This is a genomic window from Neisseria sp. HMSC70E02, from assembly GCF_001838645.1.
GTDB classification, from domain to species: Bacteria; Pseudomonadota; Gammaproteobacteria; order Burkholderiales; family Neisseriaceae; genus Neisseria; species Neisseria macacae.
This window is the reverse complement of the sequence record NZ_KV838044.1, coordinates 1-16,389: the sequence shown is the minus strand read 5'-3', so window position 1 is coordinate 16,389 and position 16,389 is coordinate 1. Positions and strand designations below refer to the sequence as shown.

Below are 16,389 nucleotides of genomic sequence, written 5' to 3'. Positions count from 1 at the left end.
TTATGAGTGTCCAAGATTTGGGGGCCAGTTCAGGTTTCAGACGACCTTTTTGTTTTTGGGCTGTTAGTGATGGTGCGTTGGGTGTCAGTTGCCCGCAGTCAACACGATTCAGCTTTTGAAGTGTAACTCGGATGACTGGTGGGCAATATTGGAGACTCTATAAGAAAGTGGATACCAAAAGGTCGTCTGAAAACCTTTCAGACGACCCCGTTCGTTTATGCCTCAGGCTTTTTCGCCAACATGGTAACAAACTTAAACTGTATCGGATTGCCCGCCGCATCTTTCGCGTGCATGGCGCCGAGTTCCTCTTTGTATTCGACAATCTCCCAGTCGCGGTAGTATTCGCGCAACTCGCCTTCTTTAAATTTAAACGGAAAAGGCATAGGGCAGGGGAAGTCTTCAGTGTCCATCGCCGAAACGATCAGGTTGTAGCCGCCCGGGTTGGTGTGCGCCTGCATATCGGCAATCACTTGCGGCACGAAACGCGGATACAGGAACATAAACACAACCGTCGCCACGATATAGTCGAAATGATCTTGAAGGTTGGCGGCATTCAAATCATATTCCACCGCCCGCACGTCCAGGTCTTCGATGCGCGCCAACTCGTTGACGTTTTGCACCGCCTGCGGGTTGTTGTCTACGGCGGTTACGTCAAATCCTTTCAAACCTAAAAACAGCGCATTACGCCCCTGACCGCAGCCCATATCCAAAGCCTTGCCCGCAGGAACGATATTTTCAGCCGCCACTACCGCCGAATGGGTCGCGCTCATGCCGTATTTCTTATTGAAATAATCCTTTGCCGCGCAATAAAGCGAGAGCTTGATTTCCGTGTCGTCCGTCAAAGGCTCGACCGTAAACTGTTGCTGCGGCGCGATCATGTGGTCGCCGTCTTCGACAGTCAGCTCGACAGAAGCATTATCAGCTTCCGTCAATTTCAGACGACCTTGCAATACGTTCAGGCAAGCCCATTCCCCTTCGTCAAACGCATGACCCGCCCGCAGCGCGTCGGGAATCTCGTCTGCCTGCCAAACCGGCAGTTCCTGATAGCAAAAAAGCGCCATTTGTCCATCCATCGTCGGTTCCTTCCAATCTGTTTTTGATAAGGTGCATATTATATGCCTGTTTTGATCAGGGCATTGAATTATCGGTTTGCCTGCTGACGCATTTGAAGAATCAGGTCGCTGCAAACTGCTTATTTTCAGTTTGCGTGCTGCCGTCCATGCTGGTTTGTCGGTGCAGGCGGCAGGCTGTCAGATTTGTTTTCAAGAATTTGGTTTTTCGCGGGAAGACTAGTATAAAATCCCACTTTATTTTTTCTCCCCGTCCTTATCCCATGCGCCTGACCCACATCAAACTCTCCGGCTTCAAATCTTTTACCGACCCGACCACGATTCATGTTCCGGGGCAGCTTGTTGCGGTTATCGGGCCGAACGGCTGCGGCAAGTCGAATGTGATTGATGCGGTTCGCTGGGTGTTGGGCGAGGCTTCGGCGAAGCAGCTTCGCGGCGAGAGTATGCAGGACGTGATTTTTAACGGTGCGGCGACGCGCCGTCCTGCGCCGAGGGCTTCGGTGGAGCTGGTGTTTGACAACAGCGACCACAGTTTGCAGGGGGCGTGGGGGCAGTATGCCGAGGTGAGCATCAAGCGGCAGCTGACGCGTCAGGGCGAATCGACTTATTTCATCAACAATCAGACCGTGCGCCGCCGTGACATTACCGATTTGTTTCTGGGTACGGGCGTGGGTGCGCGTGGTTATGCCGTCATCGAACAGGGGATGATTTCGCGCATCATCGAAGCGCGGCCGGAGGAGTTGCGCGCCTATATCGAGGAGGCGGCGGGCGTGTCCAAATATAAGGAACGCCGCAAGGAGACGGAAGGTCGTCTGAAAGACACGCGCGAGCATTTGCAGCGTTTGGGCGATTTGCAGACCGAATTGGCGCGTCAGGTGGAAAAGCTGGAGAAACAGGCGGAAACCGCCGAACGCTACAAATCCCTGACCGCGCAGTTGAACCGACAACAGGATTTGCTCGATTACGCCCAATGGCAGCAATCGCTTGCCGCCGCTGACAAAGCGACCGCGCAGCATCAGTCTTTGCAGGCGCAGCAGGACGAAACCGCCGCGCAGGTTCAGGCGTTAAACGACGAAGTACACGCCTTGCAGACCGCCGAACAGTCGCAGCAACAGGCGGTACACGAACTGAGCAACAAACGCGGCGTGTTGCGCGAGCAGATTGCCCGTTTGGAAGAACAAATCCGCCATCAGCAAAACCTGCACCAACGCATCGAACGCGACAAGCAGGCGGCGCAGGCGCAGATGCAGCGCATTCATCAGGAGCAGCAGCAAATCCGCGTACAACTTGAAGAAAACGAGTTGCAGGCCGAAGAAAAGCAAACCGAATTGGCAGAATGGGCGATGCAGGTTGCCGAACATGAAGAGCGTCTGCCCGAATTAGAAGAAGCCCAAGCCACGCTCAACGCCGCCTTCCAAACCCAGCAGGACGAGGCAAACCGCATCCGCCGCGAACTGGCGTTGAAACAGCAGCAGCTTGCCCATGCCGAACAAACCGTTGCCAAGCACGAAGAGCGCAAAGGTCGTTTGAAACAGGAAAACCAAGCTCTGAACCTGCCCGACGAAGCCGAAACCGCTGCCGCGCAGGAAGCCGCCGCCTTGTTGCAAAGCCAGCAAGAGCATTACGAAGAACAAATCATTGCCGCGGAAGAAGCCTTACACGCCGCCCGCGAGACGTTTCAGACGGCCTCAGACCGCTTCCAAAGCCTGAAGCAGCAACACATCACCTTGCAGGCGCAGCAGCAGGCGTTGTCGCAAATCCTGTCGCAGCAGCAGGAAGCCGCCGACTTCTGGCAGGCAACCGACCACGCCGCCGCGCCGCAACTGTGGCAACACATCACCGCGCCCGCCGAGTGGCAACACGCCTTGTCCGTCATCCTTGCCGAACGCCTGCACGCCCGCGCCGTGCCACACGGCTTCGTGCCGCCCGTGCCTTTGCCGCAAGGGCAGGCGGCATGGCTTTCAGACGACCTCTCCGGCGGCATCAAAAAATCCCTGCCCGTACAGGCATTGCTGAACCAAATCCAAGCGCAGCCGCCGTTTCAGACGGCATTACACCACTGGCTCGACGGCGTATTGTGCGCGCCCGATTTGAGCTACGCCCTCGCGCATCAAAGCGATTTGGGCGCACACCAAATCTGGCTTACGCCCGAAGGCCATCAGGTCGATAAAGTCAGCGTCCTGCTCTATGCCAAACCTGTGCAGGAAAGCCTGATTGCCCAAAAAGCGCGCCTCGACGGCATTGCGTCCGAACTGGAAAAACTTGCCCCCGAACTCTCCGCCGCCGAAGCTGCGTTCAAACAGGCGGAAGCCGCCGTGCGCTCGTCCGAAGTGCAGCATAAAAACCTGATGCAGCAGCAACAGCAGCACACGCGCCAATACAGCCAAGCGCAGCAACGCGCCGCCGAACTTCTGGCGCGTACCAACCAAGGGCAAATCCGCCGCGAACACATCGAGCGCGAACTGACGCAGTTGGCGGAAGAGCAGACCGTGTTGCAACACACGTCCGACGGGCTTTCAGACGACATCGCTACTTTGCAGGAAGCCGCCGCCGAACTCGAACACCAACAGCAAACCACCGCACACAGCCGCCAAGAGCAGCAAGGCCGTCTGAAACAGGCGCAGCTTGCCCTGCTGGAAGCCAACCGCCAATACGGGCTGGCCGAAGTCGCCGTCCACAAACTCAACCAGCAAAAACAAAACTACCAGCAGCAAATCGCCCGGCTCGAACAGCAAACCCTAGACTGGCAGGAACGCCAGCAAGAGCTTGCCCTCGCCTATGAAACCGAGTTCCAAAACGACGAGCAGCACATCAAGCTCGACGAATTGACTGAAGCCGTGCACACGCTGGACGAAGAATACATCGCCGTGCAGGAGAAACTCGCGCAGATTCAGGAACAGGGCAGGGAACAATACGCCCGCGTACAAGCCCTGCAAACCAAGCTGCCGCAGCTTCAGGCCGCCACCCAAACCGCCCTGTTGCAGCAGCAGGAAGCCCTGATTAACGCCAAACGCTACCATCAAAACCTGACCGAACGCGCCGCCGATTTGGACGCGCTCGAAGCGTTGGCGAAAGAATCGCCGAAAGTATTGAACAGCAGCATCGGCAGCCTCACCCAGCAAATCGAAGCCCTCGGCGCCGTCAACCTCGCCGCCCTGCAAGAACTCGAAGAAGCGCGCGAACGCGACGGTTACTACCGCAGCCAGAGCGAAGACGTGCAAGCCGCCATCACCCTTTTGGAAGAAGCCATCGCCCAAATCGACGACAAAACCAAAGCGCGTTTCAAAGAAACCTTCGACGCCGTCAACGGCAAAGTCCAAACCTTCTTCCCCACCCTGTTCGGCGGCGGCGAAGCCACCCTCAAAATGATAGGCGACGACCTCCTGACCGCCGGCGTGTCCATCATGGCGCGCCCGCCCGGCAAGAAAAACAGCACCATCCACCTTCTCTCCGGCGGCGAAAAAGCCCTCACCGCCATGAGCCTCGTGTTCGCCCTGTTCAGCCTCAACCCCGCCCCCTTCTGCCTTCTGGACGAAGTCGACGCCCCGCTGGACGATGCCAACACCTCGCGCTTCTGCAACCTGGTCAAAGAAATGTCGGCGCAAACCCAGTTCCTATACATCTCCCACAACCGCCTGACCATGGAAATGGCGGAACAGCTGGTCGGCGTAACCATGCAGGAAAAAGGCGTATCGCGCGTCGTTGCCGTGGACATCAAGCAGGCATTGGAAATGGCGGAGCCGTGATGAGATAAGGGAATTTTTATTGAGTTTGATACGGAAAGGTCGTCTGAAAAACTAAATCAGGTTTCAGACGACCTTTCTGTGAATTGAAATAGGGTGTTGGATTCAGATTTCAAACTGCTATTGTTTGAGGGATTAAATTATTCGTCTGAATACAAAGATTCAAAGAATTGCACCAACCGAGCCAGATTTTATAGGGGTAAAACATGAACGAAACCGAACAAGTTTGTTTTAATGAAAAGCGCAGGCAGCATTTTTTGAGTGAGGAAAGATTTAATAAATTTAATAATTATTTTCTGGAAGCTATTCCTGAATATAATAAATGGAAACTCTCAGATGATTTGGCATTAAGATTTTTATCTAGGCAACAAGCAGAAACCTACTGGGATTATTTGAAAATTATATATACAGCAGGTAAACCGATAGAGGATTTAATTCCTATTCTAGAAAAATTTTTAGCTTCAGAGGAAGAGATAACCAAATTCTGGCAGCAAAACAAAGTGAAATTAAACGATATCGGCTACTATACCAGCCCGATGCCGTGGTGTGATGGTGAGCATTACCTTAAAACGCTGCACCTTATCGCGCTGTGCTACCTCCTGCAACGCGAAGACCTGCTCCCGCGCCTACTCGAAGTCATCCTTGCCAATGCAGAAGGCGATTTAGAACCTGATTCCACTATTGAAGACTTTTTGGACTACCATTTTAAAAATCGTCCCGATCCGGATTATGTCCAAATGGGCAAACACGCCATTTTATTCGGCGAAGCTATGCGTGGCGAAACCAAAGAAGAACAACTGGAAGAACTCAACGCCTACCTCAAAGATTGGTACCACGAAATGGTCGGCATGAGCGACCTTGAATACCAATCCCACCTCGATCCAGAACAGAACGGTTATTGCGGTTACTGGGCATTCGAAGCCGCCGCCATCGCTTATCTTGACGATTTGGACGATACCGAATTGCGCCAATCTCCTTATTACCCCAAAGATATGGTTGATTGGGCGAGGGAGCAGAAACGCAAGCGTGAAGGAAAAGGTCAAGCTGATTAGTTTGGAAAAGGTTGAAGATTAGAAGGTCGTCTGAAAATATGTTTTCAGACGACTTTTTTATGAATGGAGTGGTAAATTAAATGCCATTTAAACTATGCCATTTGTTGAAAATAGTTAAATGTATAGAAAAATAGGAAAATAATGAAGATAATGCTGACGGAATTGTTATACTCAAAAAAGATACGATATTTACCGATATTATAATAAATATCAATAGGATGAAAATATGAATTGCAAAAATATCAACCGTAAAAATAAAGTTATTGTTTTATTTATTGGAATATTATTACTGGCTGGTGGTTATCATCTAACGCAGAAGAAATATCAAATGTATGTGTTTCGGTATTTGGAATATTTAGAATGCGGAGAATACGGAGAAGCTGAATCGCCACTTAAAAAAAAGGTGTGGTTTAGTGCCAAACAATGGCTGTCTGACGAAAAAACGTACCTGAAGATTTCAGATCATGATTTTATTAATAAAAATGGTATTCCTATGCCTGATACTGATTTGTTTATTCAAGAGCTTTATGGGATTTTACTACATAAAAAAATAGTTACTGAACATGAAATGGCATATGAGCGTTTTGTCAGCGAAGTTAAGCCAACCCTATATGGACGCTATTTATTTTCTGAATTTGATCGTGATACATTAAGACCGACTGTACACAAATTTCTCGTCAGCTTTCGTTTGAGCAATAATTCTTATGAAACTGTGCTCATCTGGAAAACAGACAAACAACAATTTAGTACTTTTAATATCTATAATTCAGGTGAATATTTAAAAATATATGGTACATATAATTATCAGAATTATCTGAAAGGGGAGCAGCCTTCTGAAGTCAAATAAAGGTGCGTTATTACTGATGCCGCGTTTTCCGGCTGGAAACGTGGGCGTTGAACACTCTGTTCAAAAGGTCGTCTGAAAATCTGTTTTCAGACGACCTTTTTTGTTTGCAGTCAAAGCTCAGACGGTAAACTTGGCGCTCAATCCAGAGTTCTCTTTTTGAACCTTGAATGTACCAAGGAATGAAAGGGATGGGGTTTGTAGTGGGATGGTTTGCAGCCGGTGATGGGATTCAATTGGGTATTTGGGTCTTTCCGATGCTTGCAATCTGAACAAGCGGTCTTATATAGTAGGAGCTGCGGTGTCAGCTTCTTTATTTTCAACCCTCAAAGGTTTCTTATTTACATGAATAAAATCATTCTGCCTGCGCTTTGCGCCCTGCTTCTTGCTTCCTGCGGTAACGATACCGACAAAATCGGACGTGCCAGCACGGTTTTTCATATGTTGGGGAAAAATGACCGTATTGAAGTCGAGGGGTTTGATGATCCTGATGTGCAAGGGGTTGCCTGTTATATTTCTTATGCGAAAAAAGGCGGTTTGAAAGAGACGGTGAATTTGGAGGAAGATGCGAGTGATGCTTCCGTGTCGTGCGTGCAGACGGCGGAGGTCATCCGTTATAACGAGCAGGCTGTCGTTAAGCCGCGGGAGGTGTTTAAGCGCAGCGCGAGTTTGGCGTTCAAGAGCCAGCAGATTATCCGTTATTACGATCCTAAACGTAAGGCGTTTGCGTATTTGGTTTACAGCGACAAAATCGTTCAGGGTTCGCCGAAGAACTCCTTGAGCGCGGTGTCGTGCTTTGGCGGTGCTAAAGCGGATGCGCAGCAAGTTGCCGGAGCGGAAGGCAAACAGATTTACGGTGCGTGCGTCGTGGATGCGCCTGTGCCGAACAAGTAAAAGATGAGCGATATGAACCTAACCGACCATTTCCTGATTGCCATGCCTGATATGGACGACCCGTTTTTCGAAAATTCGGTGATTTATGTGTGCGAACACAACGAAGAGGGCGCGTTGGGCATCATCATCAACAAACCGTCGCCGATTACGATGGACATGATTTTTGCGGCAACCGACCGCAATATTCCTTTGCGGATGCAGCACGAACACGTCATGATGGGCGGGCCGGTACAGATTGACCGCGGCTATGTCGTGCATACGCCCGTGGGCAACTGGCAAAACAGTATGATTGTTTCAGACGACATTGCGCTGACGTCTTCGCGCGATGTGATTGAAAACTTATCGCGTCAGGGCGCGGTGGACAAGATTTTAATCAGCATAGGCTATTCGAGCTGGAGCAAAGGGCAGCTTGAACGCGAGCTGGCGGACAATGTCTGGCTGACGGTTAAGGCGGACGAGCATATTTTGTTCGATATGCCTTACGAACACCGCTACGCCGCTGCGTTTGCCAAGCTGGGCATCCAGCCCGATGCGCTTGTCTGTGGAGCCGGTCATGCATAAAGCACCGGCGGGGACGGTTTTGGCGTTTGATTTCGGCGAGGCGCGTATCGGTGTGGCTCAGGGCGATGCGGAACTTGGCTTGTCGCATCCTTTGGCGACCGTTACCGGCAACAGCAACGACGAGAAGTTCAACGCCATCGCCAAGCTGATACGGGAATGGCAGCCCAAGCATCTGGTCGTCGGATTGCCGACCCACGCCGACGGTACGGAACACGAGTTGACCCGCCTCAGCCGCAAATTCGGCCGCCGCCTGCACGGGCGTTTCAACCTGCCCGTATATTGGGTGGATGAACGGATGTCCTCGCTGTATGCGGAAAGCCTGCTTGCCGAAGCGCAGGTATTCGGGCGCAAACAGAAGGCGGTACTCGACCAAGTGGCTGCTCAGGCGATTTTGCAGGGCTTTTTCGACGGTGGCGCGGCAGAGTATTTCAACGGCAGGGAAGAAGGTTCGGAAGAATAATTTGTTTGAGATAGTTTGAAAAAAGGTCGTCTGAAAGCTGTATTGACGGGGTTGAATCCGTTAACAGGCTTTCAGACGACCTTTTTGCATCAGAACAAGGCTTCAATCCTTAACAGCGCGCCGACGCGGTGTTTTTGGTTTTCTTTGCGGTTGTTGTAGTAGTTGACTTCGGTTTGGGTAAACAGCCAGTTGCGCCAAATCGGTTGGCGGTAGGTGGTAAACGGACCGTAGGTATTGAGGGCGGCTTTGCGTTTTTCGATATTGCCGCCGGTGTACACGCCGTAGTTGACGTGGCGGTGTTTGCTGAGGTTGTGTTGGCGGAAGAGGCTGTTGCCCCATGTCCAGTCTTCGGTTTTATCGTGTTCGTATTGCAGGTGTGCCTGATTGGCGATAAAGCTTTTTTCGCTGGGGATGTAGCGCGTTTCCCAGTTGGTACGGACATGGTGTTTGCTCTTGATGCCGTAACGGTAGATTTGTTCGAGGCTGGTGTCGATGCTGTCGGTCAGTTGCCAATTGCTCGAGCTTTTGGCGCGGGCGTACAGGTCGCTGCCGGAGCGGATACCGATATCGAAGTCGGTATCGGTGCGCTGTTTGGCGAATGCTTCAGACCAGCGTACGGCAAGGGAGGCGTTGTTGTCGCGGCTTTGGGATGCGTCGAATATCCTGCCGTTGGTATTGGTACGGTTGCGGTAGGCGTTGGCTTCGTGTTTCAACTCGTCGTCCAAAGAGTCGTCACCGAAAATCACATGGACTTTTTTCTCTAAGGTCGGCAGTTTCAGACGACCCCGTACGCGGGGCGTCACGGTAAATTTGTCGTCAGGGTTCCATTCAGTATCAAGCATGACACGCAAGTTGGCGTCGGCAGGGTGGTCGGGGTCGGGTTCGCCAAACCAGTCGTCGATGCGGTTGGACCATTTGTCCAAGCGTTTGGAAACGACTTCGTGGCGGTGGTCCACCCAAGTGTCGCCGTCGGCAGGCGGTTCGTCTTTCGCGGCGGCAATCGTGGGGAAGAGGGTGAGCAGGGTGAGTAGGGATAACGTTGTGGTTCGGATAGTCATTGTTTTTCCTTGCTTAATGCATAAAGCTATTATGGACGGTATCTTAGGGATAATGCAAGTCGTCTGAAAAAGGCTGTGATAAAATCTTGCGCGCCCGGTTTGCCGCCGTTCTGTTGTGCAGAAAAGCAGTCAGGCGGGCGCATACCAATACATTAAGGAAAACCGAATGAGTATTTTGTCGAAAATTTTTGGGAACAAGCCGTCCGGCGAAACGGCACAAGAGCCGCGCAGACTTTCCGCGCAGGAAAAAAGCGAGGGTTCGGCGCGGGCGATTTATGCGAAAGATAAAGTGTATGTGCCGCTGTCTGCCATGCAGGCGGATGTGTCGGAAGGGACGGGCATCCCTTATATAGGTCGTCTGAAAGACGGGCGGACGGTTTTATATGTGTTTGAAAACTATGAAGCGGCGCGGGCTTTTTCAGACGGGCAGGACGGCGCTTTAGACGGCATCGCTTTGGTCGGTGCGCTGGATAAGGCAGACCAGTTCAATAATTTGAGTAATGTCCTGCGTGTCGCGCACTCGCTGGGCATTCAACTGATGGAATACAGAGGGCAGGACGGCGAGCATTTTGAATGCGCACTTTCTTGGTTGATGCGCGTGAACGGCGCGGGCAGCATGGCGGCTTCCAGAGAGAAGATGGAGGCGTTGTCCATCGGTACCGATGCCAAGTTACCGCTGCAATTTCATCCGATAGCCATCGTCGGTTTTTCCAATCCCTATAAGGTTACACCCGCGCGGGCGGAGGAATTGTTCAAGCAGTTTACGGATGTCGAAGATGACGAATTGCTGGACTTTTTTGCCGGCAATACGCCGCAGGAGAATGTGCTGCTGATCGGGTTGGTGGAAAAATATTCGGCGGATTTGGCGAAATCCGTGAAATATATTGTTTGGAACCAATTGGCGGAGCAGCCGCTTTTTGTCGGGATAAACCGCAAAGACGGCGGGCTTTACGCGCGGGACGGTTATTTATATCTTTTTTACACCGACCGTTTCCAACATATGGGACCTGCCGGCTGCCATCCCGTTTCCGGCAAGGAAGCCGTGTTGGATTTGGTTCGTCGCCACGAACTGAAAGGCATCGCCCTGACCGACGGGCTGCACAATATGGCGCGGTTTGAAAACGACGTGATTTTCCAAGACGGGGAATAGTGGAAACCTCTCTTCCGCCACTTGAGCGAAACGGTTTGCCTGCGCCGCATATTTAAAATACAAAGGTCGTCTGAAAAGGGCTGTGATAAAATCTTTGCGTTTTCACCATCCCTTTCAGACGACCTTTTTATGTTGAACCCATCCCGAAAACTCGCCGAACTTGTCCGTATTTTGGAAGAGGGCGGCTATATTTTTGCCGGCGATCCCGTGCAGGCGACGGAGGCGTTGCGTCATGTCGAGGGCGGCTTGGAAGGAAAAATCATCCGCCGCGCGGAGATGATAGACAGAGACCGCGGGCTTAGTCATACCTTGGAACAAGTGCGGGCCGGGTCGTTTTGGCTGTGGATCGTGGCGGCGACAATGATGTTTAGCGGCGGCTTTTCCGGCACTTACCTTTTGATGGACAGCCAAGGGCTAAATTTTTTCCTGATTTTGGCGGGTGTGTTGGGCATGAATACGCTGATGTTGGCGGTATGGTTGGCAACGTTGTTCCTGCGCGTGAAAGTGGGGCGGTTTTTCAGTAGTCCGGCGACGTGGTTTCGGGGTAAAGACCCCGTCAATCAGGCGGTGTTCCGGCTGTATGCGGACGAATGGCGGCAGCCTTCGGCGCGTTGGATTACCGGCGCGACTTCGCACAGTCTATGGCTCTGCACCCTGAGCGGGATGCTGGTGTCGGTATTGCTGCTGCTTTTGGTGCGCCAATATACGTTCAACTGGGAAAGCACGCTGTTGACCAATGCCGCTTCGGTACGCGCGGTGGAGATGCTGGCGTGGCTGCCGTCGAAACTCGGTTTCCCTGCACCTGATGCGCGGGCGGTGGTCGAAGGTCGTCTGAACGGCAACATCGCCGATGCGCGCGCGTGGTCGGGACTGTTGGTCGGCAGCATAGCCTGCTACGGCATCCTGCCGCGCCTGCTGGCTTGGGCGGTATGCAAAATCTTTTTAAAAACAAGCCAAAGCAAGCTGGATTTGGAGAAACCTTATTATCAGGCGGTCATCCGCCGTTGGCAGAACAAAATCGTCGATGCGGACACGCGTCGGGAAACCGTGTCTGCCGTTTCCCCGAAAATCACCTTAAACGACGCGCCCAAGTGGGCAGTCATGCTGGAAACCGAATGGTACGAAGGCACATGGTTTGCGGGCAGGCTGGCACAGGAATGGCTGGATAAAGGCGTGGCGGCGAATCGGGAAGAAGTTGCCGCTTTGGAAGCTGAATTGAAACAGAAACCTGCCCAGCTCCTCATCGGCGTGCGCGCGGAAACCGTCCCCGACCGCGGCGTGTTGCGGCAGATTGTCCGGCTTTCGGAAGCGGCGCAGGGCGGGGCGGTGGTACAGCTTTTGACGGAACGGGCGCTTTCAGACGACCTGTCCGAAACATTGGACCACTGGCGCAACGCGTTGGCAGAGTGCGACGTGGCATGGCTGGAACCTGACAAGGCGGCGCAGGAAGGTCGTCTGAAAAACCAATAACGTACTTGAAATGTTTTGTTAAGCCGCCATCCTGAAAAAGGTCGTCTGAAAATCCATTCTCTCAAAATATGATGAACAACCAACCCCTTTCACTCGCCGTCGTCGGGCACACCAATACCGGCAAAACCTCGCTCCTGCGCACCCTGTTGCGCGACAGCGGGTTCGGCGAAGTCAAAAACGCCCCGTCCACCACGCGCCATGTCGAAGAAGCCGCGATTACCGACGGCACCGACACGCTGCTGTACCTGTACGATACGCCCGGACTCGAAGACGCGGGCGGCGTTTTGGATTGGCTGGAAACCAACACGGACACACGCGCCGACGGCATCGAGCGGCTGCAAAAGTTCCTCGACAGCCACGGCGCGCATCACGATTTCAACCAAGAAGCCAAAGTGCTGCGGCAGCTTCTGCAAAGCGACATGGCGTTGTACGTCATCGACGCGCGCGAACCCGTCCTCGACAAATATCGGGACGAATTGACCATTCTTTCATGGTGCGCCAAACCGGTCATGCCCGTGTTCAACTTTACCGGCGGACAGCTTCCTGAAGCGTGGACAACCATGTTGGCGCGTCGCAATCTCCACGTTTTCGCAGGGTTCGACACTGTCGCCTTCGATTTTGAAGGCGAATTGAACCTTTGGAACAAGCTCGCCACCATGCTGCCGCAACACGACATCATCGACCGTCTGACCGCTTCCCGCCGCCGCGAATGGACGCGTCTGGACAAAGAAGCGCGGCACGAAATCGCAGGTTTCCTGCTCGATATGGCAGCCTTCACGCAGGAAATCGACGAAAACGACGACCCCGCGCCCGTCCTGCAAACCATGCAGGCAGAAATCCGCCAGCTCGAACGACAGATGCAGCAGCGGCTGTTTGCCCTCTACCGCTTCTACCACAGCGAAATCGACGGCGGCGACTGGGTACCCAAAGCCTTCCATCAAGATCCATTCGACAGCGAGTTGCTCAAGCAATACGGCATCCGTACCGGCACGGGCGCGGCAACCGGCGCACTCATCGGCTTGGGGCTGGACATCGCCACGCTCGGCGGTTCGCTCGGATTGGGTACGGCAATCGGCGGTTTTTTGGGCGGTATCCTGCCCAATACCCGCACCATTTCCGACAAGCTCACCGGTCGCCAAACCCTGCACACCGACCCCGAAACCCTGACCCTGCTCGCCGCCCGCGCCCTCGATTTGCTCCACATCCTGCAAACGCGTGGCCATGCGGCGCAATCGCAAGTCGAGTTGCACAGCCGCAAAGCGCCCTGGACGCCGGACAAACTCCCGTCCGAACTCAACAAAGCGCGCAGCAGGTGGAAATGGTCGTCGCTCAACACCCACCTCCCCGAAACCAGCCGCGCCGAACGGGAAGAATATACGGAAAGTTTGAGTAGGAAATTGGGCGGGTAGGCAGGCGGAGAATGGCAGGTTCCCAAACTTCAAAAATACGTCAGGATGAAGATGCCCAAACTTTATATGTTCTATCTCGGTGGTAACGCAGGCCGTTCCAACATCGAAGTGCACGACATCCAATTTGCTGTGTGCAATGACTACCGCGAAGCCATCCCTGCGCTCAAAGCTGCATGGTTCGGCGATGCGGACAAAATCCATATTGACGGTTGGCAGGTTGTCGAATGGGTGGACGGTTACGATATTGACGTATCCGACCACGCCGAGCCGCAGGGGTCGTCTGAAAACGTCCCGCACCTGTATTTCGTCAATGTCGGCGGTTATCGCGCGGGGCAGCTTGCCGAGGCGCACGCTTTCGGACTGTTCGTTGCTGCCACGCCCGCCGAAGCCAAACAAAAAGCCCTGCAAACCTTGTTGACCGACCATGTTCAGCAGCATAAAGACAACCTAAAAGACGTGGACAACCTGCTCCGGCTCGACCGCATCGGCAATCACACCATCCGCCTGACCCCGAATCCGCACGGCAAGCCTGCCGCAATCGGCTTTCAGGGCTATTTACCGATTTAAAGTACCCACCATGAAAATTACCAAGATATTCACCTTCGACTCCTCACACATGCTCGACGGGCATGACGGCAAATGCCAAAACCTGCACGGGCATACCTACAAACTCGAAATCACGGTTTCAGACGACCCCATACGGGGTGGCGCGAAAGACGGCATGGTGATGGATTTCACCGACCTCAAAGCCATTGTGAAAAAACATATTACCGACCCTTTCGACCACGCGTTTATCTACCACGGCGGCAACGGCCGCGAATGCCAAATCGCCGCGCTCTTGGAGGGCTGGAATATGAAAACCCTGTGCCTGCCCTGCCGCACCACTGCCGAAAATATGGCGGTCGAAATGTACGACCGTTTGAAAAACGCGGGGCTGAAAGTGTGCAGCGTGAAATTGTGGGAAACGCCGACATCGTGTGCGGAGTATGAAGGGGAGTAGGGGAGTGCGGATAAGCGGCTTGCCGTTTGGAAAATGGTTTGACGGTGTGTTGGCGGTTTTCTGTTCGTTTTGCATATTGGCAGCAGTGTCCTCGATATTTATCGGATTCGACCTGACCGTCGGCAACATCCGTAGTCGGGAAATACGGTTAAACGCTGCCGAAGTCAAAATTACAGGCAAGGCTTATGACCCGAGTGTGCGCATTGTCGGCGGCAAAGAGGTTATTCACGCAGACTGCCGAATGGGTATGGGCAGAGTCTGTGCGGAATATCATGGGGAAACGCTGTATGCGGAGAATCTCAGGATAGTGGTTTTGAATGACAGATATTATGCCGTTGCCGGCGGAACGCTTCATTATGGCAGTGATGAATTGACGATTGGAAGCGGAACGGATGATGCCGCCCTGCTGAGGGAATTTGCAGACGACAAACGGATATATCCGAAATTCTTTCTGATGGGTGCCGTTGTTTTGCTGCCGTTTTTGCTTATTTTGTTTGTATTGAAGCGGTCTGCCAAATAAACCGTACTTTGGTTTTCAAAAAAATTTCAACAACCTAGATTCTTTAAAGGAATACGATGAAACTCCTTTCCACCCTCCTAGTTCTCCTCGTCGCCGCCGAACATTTCTACATCGCCTGGCTTGAAATGACGCAGATTCCCAGCGAAAAAGCGGCGGAAATGTTCAAGCTGCCTTATGAATTTATGGAACAAAAGCGCGTGCAGACCCTGTTCAGTAACCAAGGGCTGTATAACGGCTTTCTCGGCATCGGGCTGGTGTGGTCGCGGTTTGCCGCGCCGGACAACGCCGTTTACGGCGCGACGATTCTGTTTCTCGGCTTCGTTTTGATTGCCGCCGCATGGGGCGCGTTCTCTTCCGGCAACAAAGGCATACTCGTCAAACAAGGCCTGCCCGCGATGCTGGCAGCGGCAGCGGTGTTGGCGGTATGAAAAAAATCAGCGTCGCCCCCGAAAATCCGCAATACCGCATCGTTGAAATTTTCGAGAGCCTGCAAGGCGAGGGCTGGAACACGGGCATGCCTGCCGTGTTCGTCCGTTTGGGCAAATGCAATCTGGCGTGCGGCTGGTGTGATACCGATTATTTGAAATTCGGCATGATGAGCCTGTCCGACATTTTAGGCCGTCTGAAAACCTACGCCGCCCGCAATATCATCATCACCGGCGGCGAGCCGACCATACAGCCGCATCTCGATACGCTGCTGGACGCGCTCAAGGCCGAAGGTTATTTCCTCTGTATCGAAACCAACGGCCTCAAGCCCGCGCCACCGCAAATCGACTACGTCGCCACCAGTCCCAAAGCCTGCTATGCCGCCAAATATGAAAATAGCTGTATCGCCGAAGCCGACGAAGTGCGCATTGTGGCGGACGGCGATGTCGTTGCGTTCTGTGAAAACATGGAACGTAAAATCCGTGCGCGCCATTACTACCTTTCGCCCTGCGAACAAAACGGTGTGATGAACATCTACGACACCATCCGCCAAATCGGTATCTTAAACAGCCGCCCCGACGCGCCCGTGCATTGGCAGTTGAGCGTGCAGACGCACAAATGGGCGGGGATAGAGTAAAACAGGAAGTAGAGGCTTAAAAAGTAAGCCGCTGTTCCTTGTCAGCAGCACACTTTCTGAACTATAGTAAATTAAAAACAAAATAGTACAATACT

At 53.0% G+C, this 16,389-nt stretch carries 16 protein-coding genes; 14 read left to right on the top strand and 2 right to left on the bottom strand.

Annotated elements, in window-relative coordinates:
• Positions 1 to 215 precede the first annotated feature (215 nt).
• Positions 216 to 1,073, bottom strand: a complete 858-nt coding sequence (tehB, locus tag HMPREF3277_RS00145; protein WP_070869698.1) for an SAM-dependent methyltransferase TehB — start codon at positions 1,071 to 1,073, stop codon at positions 216 to 218.
• Between the two features lie 260 nt (positions 1,074 to 1,333).
• Between tehB and smc the strand changes: the two genes are divergently transcribed.
• The 6 genes from smc (at position 1,334) to ruvX (ending at position 8,624) form a co-directional block, all read left to right on the top strand.
• Positions 1,334 to 4,816 carry a chromosome segregation protein SMC gene (smc, locus tag HMPREF3277_RS00140; RefSeq protein WP_070869697.1) on the top strand — a complete coding sequence of 1,161 codons (3,483 nt, stop codon included), beginning with the start codon at positions 1,334 to 1,336 and terminating at the stop codon, positions 4,814 to 4,816.
• A 203-nt stretch (positions 4,817 to 5,019) separates the two neighbouring features.
• Positions 5,020 to 5,865: a PoNe immunity protein domain-containing protein gene (locus tag HMPREF3277_RS00135; RefSeq protein WP_070869696.1), complete on the top strand. Its 846-nt coding sequence runs from the start codon at positions 5,020 to 5,022 to the stop codon at positions 5,863 to 5,865.
• A gap of 226 nt (positions 5,866 to 6,091) precedes the next feature.
• Positions 6,092 to 6,712 carry a hypothetical protein gene (locus HMPREF3277_RS00130; protein WP_070869695.1) on the top strand — a complete coding sequence of 207 codons (621 nt, stop codon included), beginning with the start codon at positions 6,092 to 6,094 and terminating at the stop codon, positions 6,710 to 6,712.
• Between the two features lie 342 nt (positions 6,713 to 7,054).
• A complete protein-coding gene (locus HMPREF3277_RS00125; RefSeq protein WP_070869694.1) occupies positions 7,055 to 7,603 on the top strand; it encodes a CreA family protein in 549 nt (182 codons plus the stop codon).
• Positions 7,604 to 7,615: 12 nt separating this feature from the next.
• Positions 7,616 to 8,164 (top strand): YqgE/AlgH family protein, encoded by a 549-nt coding sequence (locus HMPREF3277_RS00120; RefSeq protein ID WP_019271440.1) that lies wholly within the window; start codon positions 7,616 to 7,618, stop codon positions 8,162 to 8,164.
• A complete protein-coding gene (gene ruvX, locus HMPREF3277_RS00115) occupies positions 8,157 to 8,624 on the top strand; it encodes a Holliday junction resolvase RuvX (RefSeq protein ID WP_003777257.1) in 468 nt (155 codons plus the stop codon). Before HMPREF3277_RS00120 ends, ruvX begins: the two co-directional genes overlap by 8 nt.
• An 89-nt stretch (positions 8,625 to 8,713) precedes the next feature.
• Here ruvX and HMPREF3277_RS00110 read toward each other — a convergent pair whose 3' ends face one another.
• Positions 8,714 to 9,682 (bottom strand): hypothetical protein, encoded by a 969-nt coding sequence (locus HMPREF3277_RS00110; RefSeq protein ID WP_070869693.1) that lies wholly within the window; start codon positions 9,680 to 9,682, stop codon positions 8,714 to 8,716.
• Positions 9,683 to 9,848: 166 nt separating this feature from the next.
• On the opposite strand from HMPREF3277_RS00110, the gene HMPREF3277_RS00105 reads away from it, so the two are divergent.
• From HMPREF3277_RS00105 to HMPREF3277_RS00070, 8 genes are all read left to right on the top strand, one after another.
• Positions 9,849 to 10,832: a hypothetical protein gene (locus HMPREF3277_RS00105; protein WP_070869692.1), complete on the top strand. Its 984-nt coding sequence runs from the start codon at positions 9,849 to 9,851 to the stop codon at positions 10,830 to 10,832.
• Between the two features lie 129 nt (positions 10,833 to 10,961).
• The gene (locus HMPREF3277_RS00100; protein ID WP_070869691.1) at positions 10,962 to 12,302 is read left to right on the top strand and encodes a DUF2868 domain-containing protein; all 1,341 of its coding nucleotides are present in this window, start codon (positions 10,962 to 10,964) and stop codon (positions 12,300 to 12,302) included.
• A gap of 71 nt (positions 12,303 to 12,373) precedes the next feature.
• Complete coding sequence (locus HMPREF3277_RS00095) at positions 12,374 to 13,711, top strand: DUF3482 domain-containing protein (RefSeq protein ID WP_141765154.1); 1,338 nt, start codon at positions 12,374 to 12,376, stop codon at positions 13,709 to 13,711.
• Between the two features lie 51 nt (positions 13,712 to 13,762).
• Entirely contained in the window at positions 13,763 to 14,278 is a 516-nt protein-coding gene (locus HMPREF3277_RS00090; RefSeq protein ID WP_070869690.1) for a DUF1543 domain-containing protein, read from the top strand.
• A gap of 10 nt (positions 14,279 to 14,288) precedes the next feature.
• Complete coding sequence (gene queD, locus HMPREF3277_RS00085) at positions 14,289 to 14,711, top strand: 6-carboxytetrahydropterin synthase QueD (RefSeq protein WP_003777269.1); 423 nt, start codon at positions 14,289 to 14,291, stop codon at positions 14,709 to 14,711.
• Positions 14,712 to 14,730: 19 nt separating this feature from the next.
• Positions 14,731 to 15,231, top strand: coding sequence for a hypothetical protein (locus tag HMPREF3277_RS00080; protein WP_141745767.1), 501 nt, complete (start codon positions 14,731 to 14,733; stop codon positions 15,229 to 15,231).
• A gap of 56 nt (positions 15,232 to 15,287) precedes the next feature.
• The gene (locus HMPREF3277_RS00075) at positions 15,288 to 15,659 is read left to right on the top strand and encodes a DUF1304 domain-containing protein (RefSeq protein WP_003757307.1); all 372 of its coding nucleotides are present in this window, start codon (positions 15,288 to 15,290) and stop codon (positions 15,657 to 15,659) included.
• Entirely contained in the window at positions 15,656 to 16,294 is a 639-nt protein-coding gene (locus HMPREF3277_RS00070) for a 7-carboxy-7-deazaguanine synthase QueE (RefSeq protein WP_070869689.1), read from the top strand. Before HMPREF3277_RS00075 ends, HMPREF3277_RS00070 begins: the two co-directional genes overlap by 4 nt.
• The last annotated feature ends 95 nt before the right edge of the window (positions 16,295 to 16,389 follow it).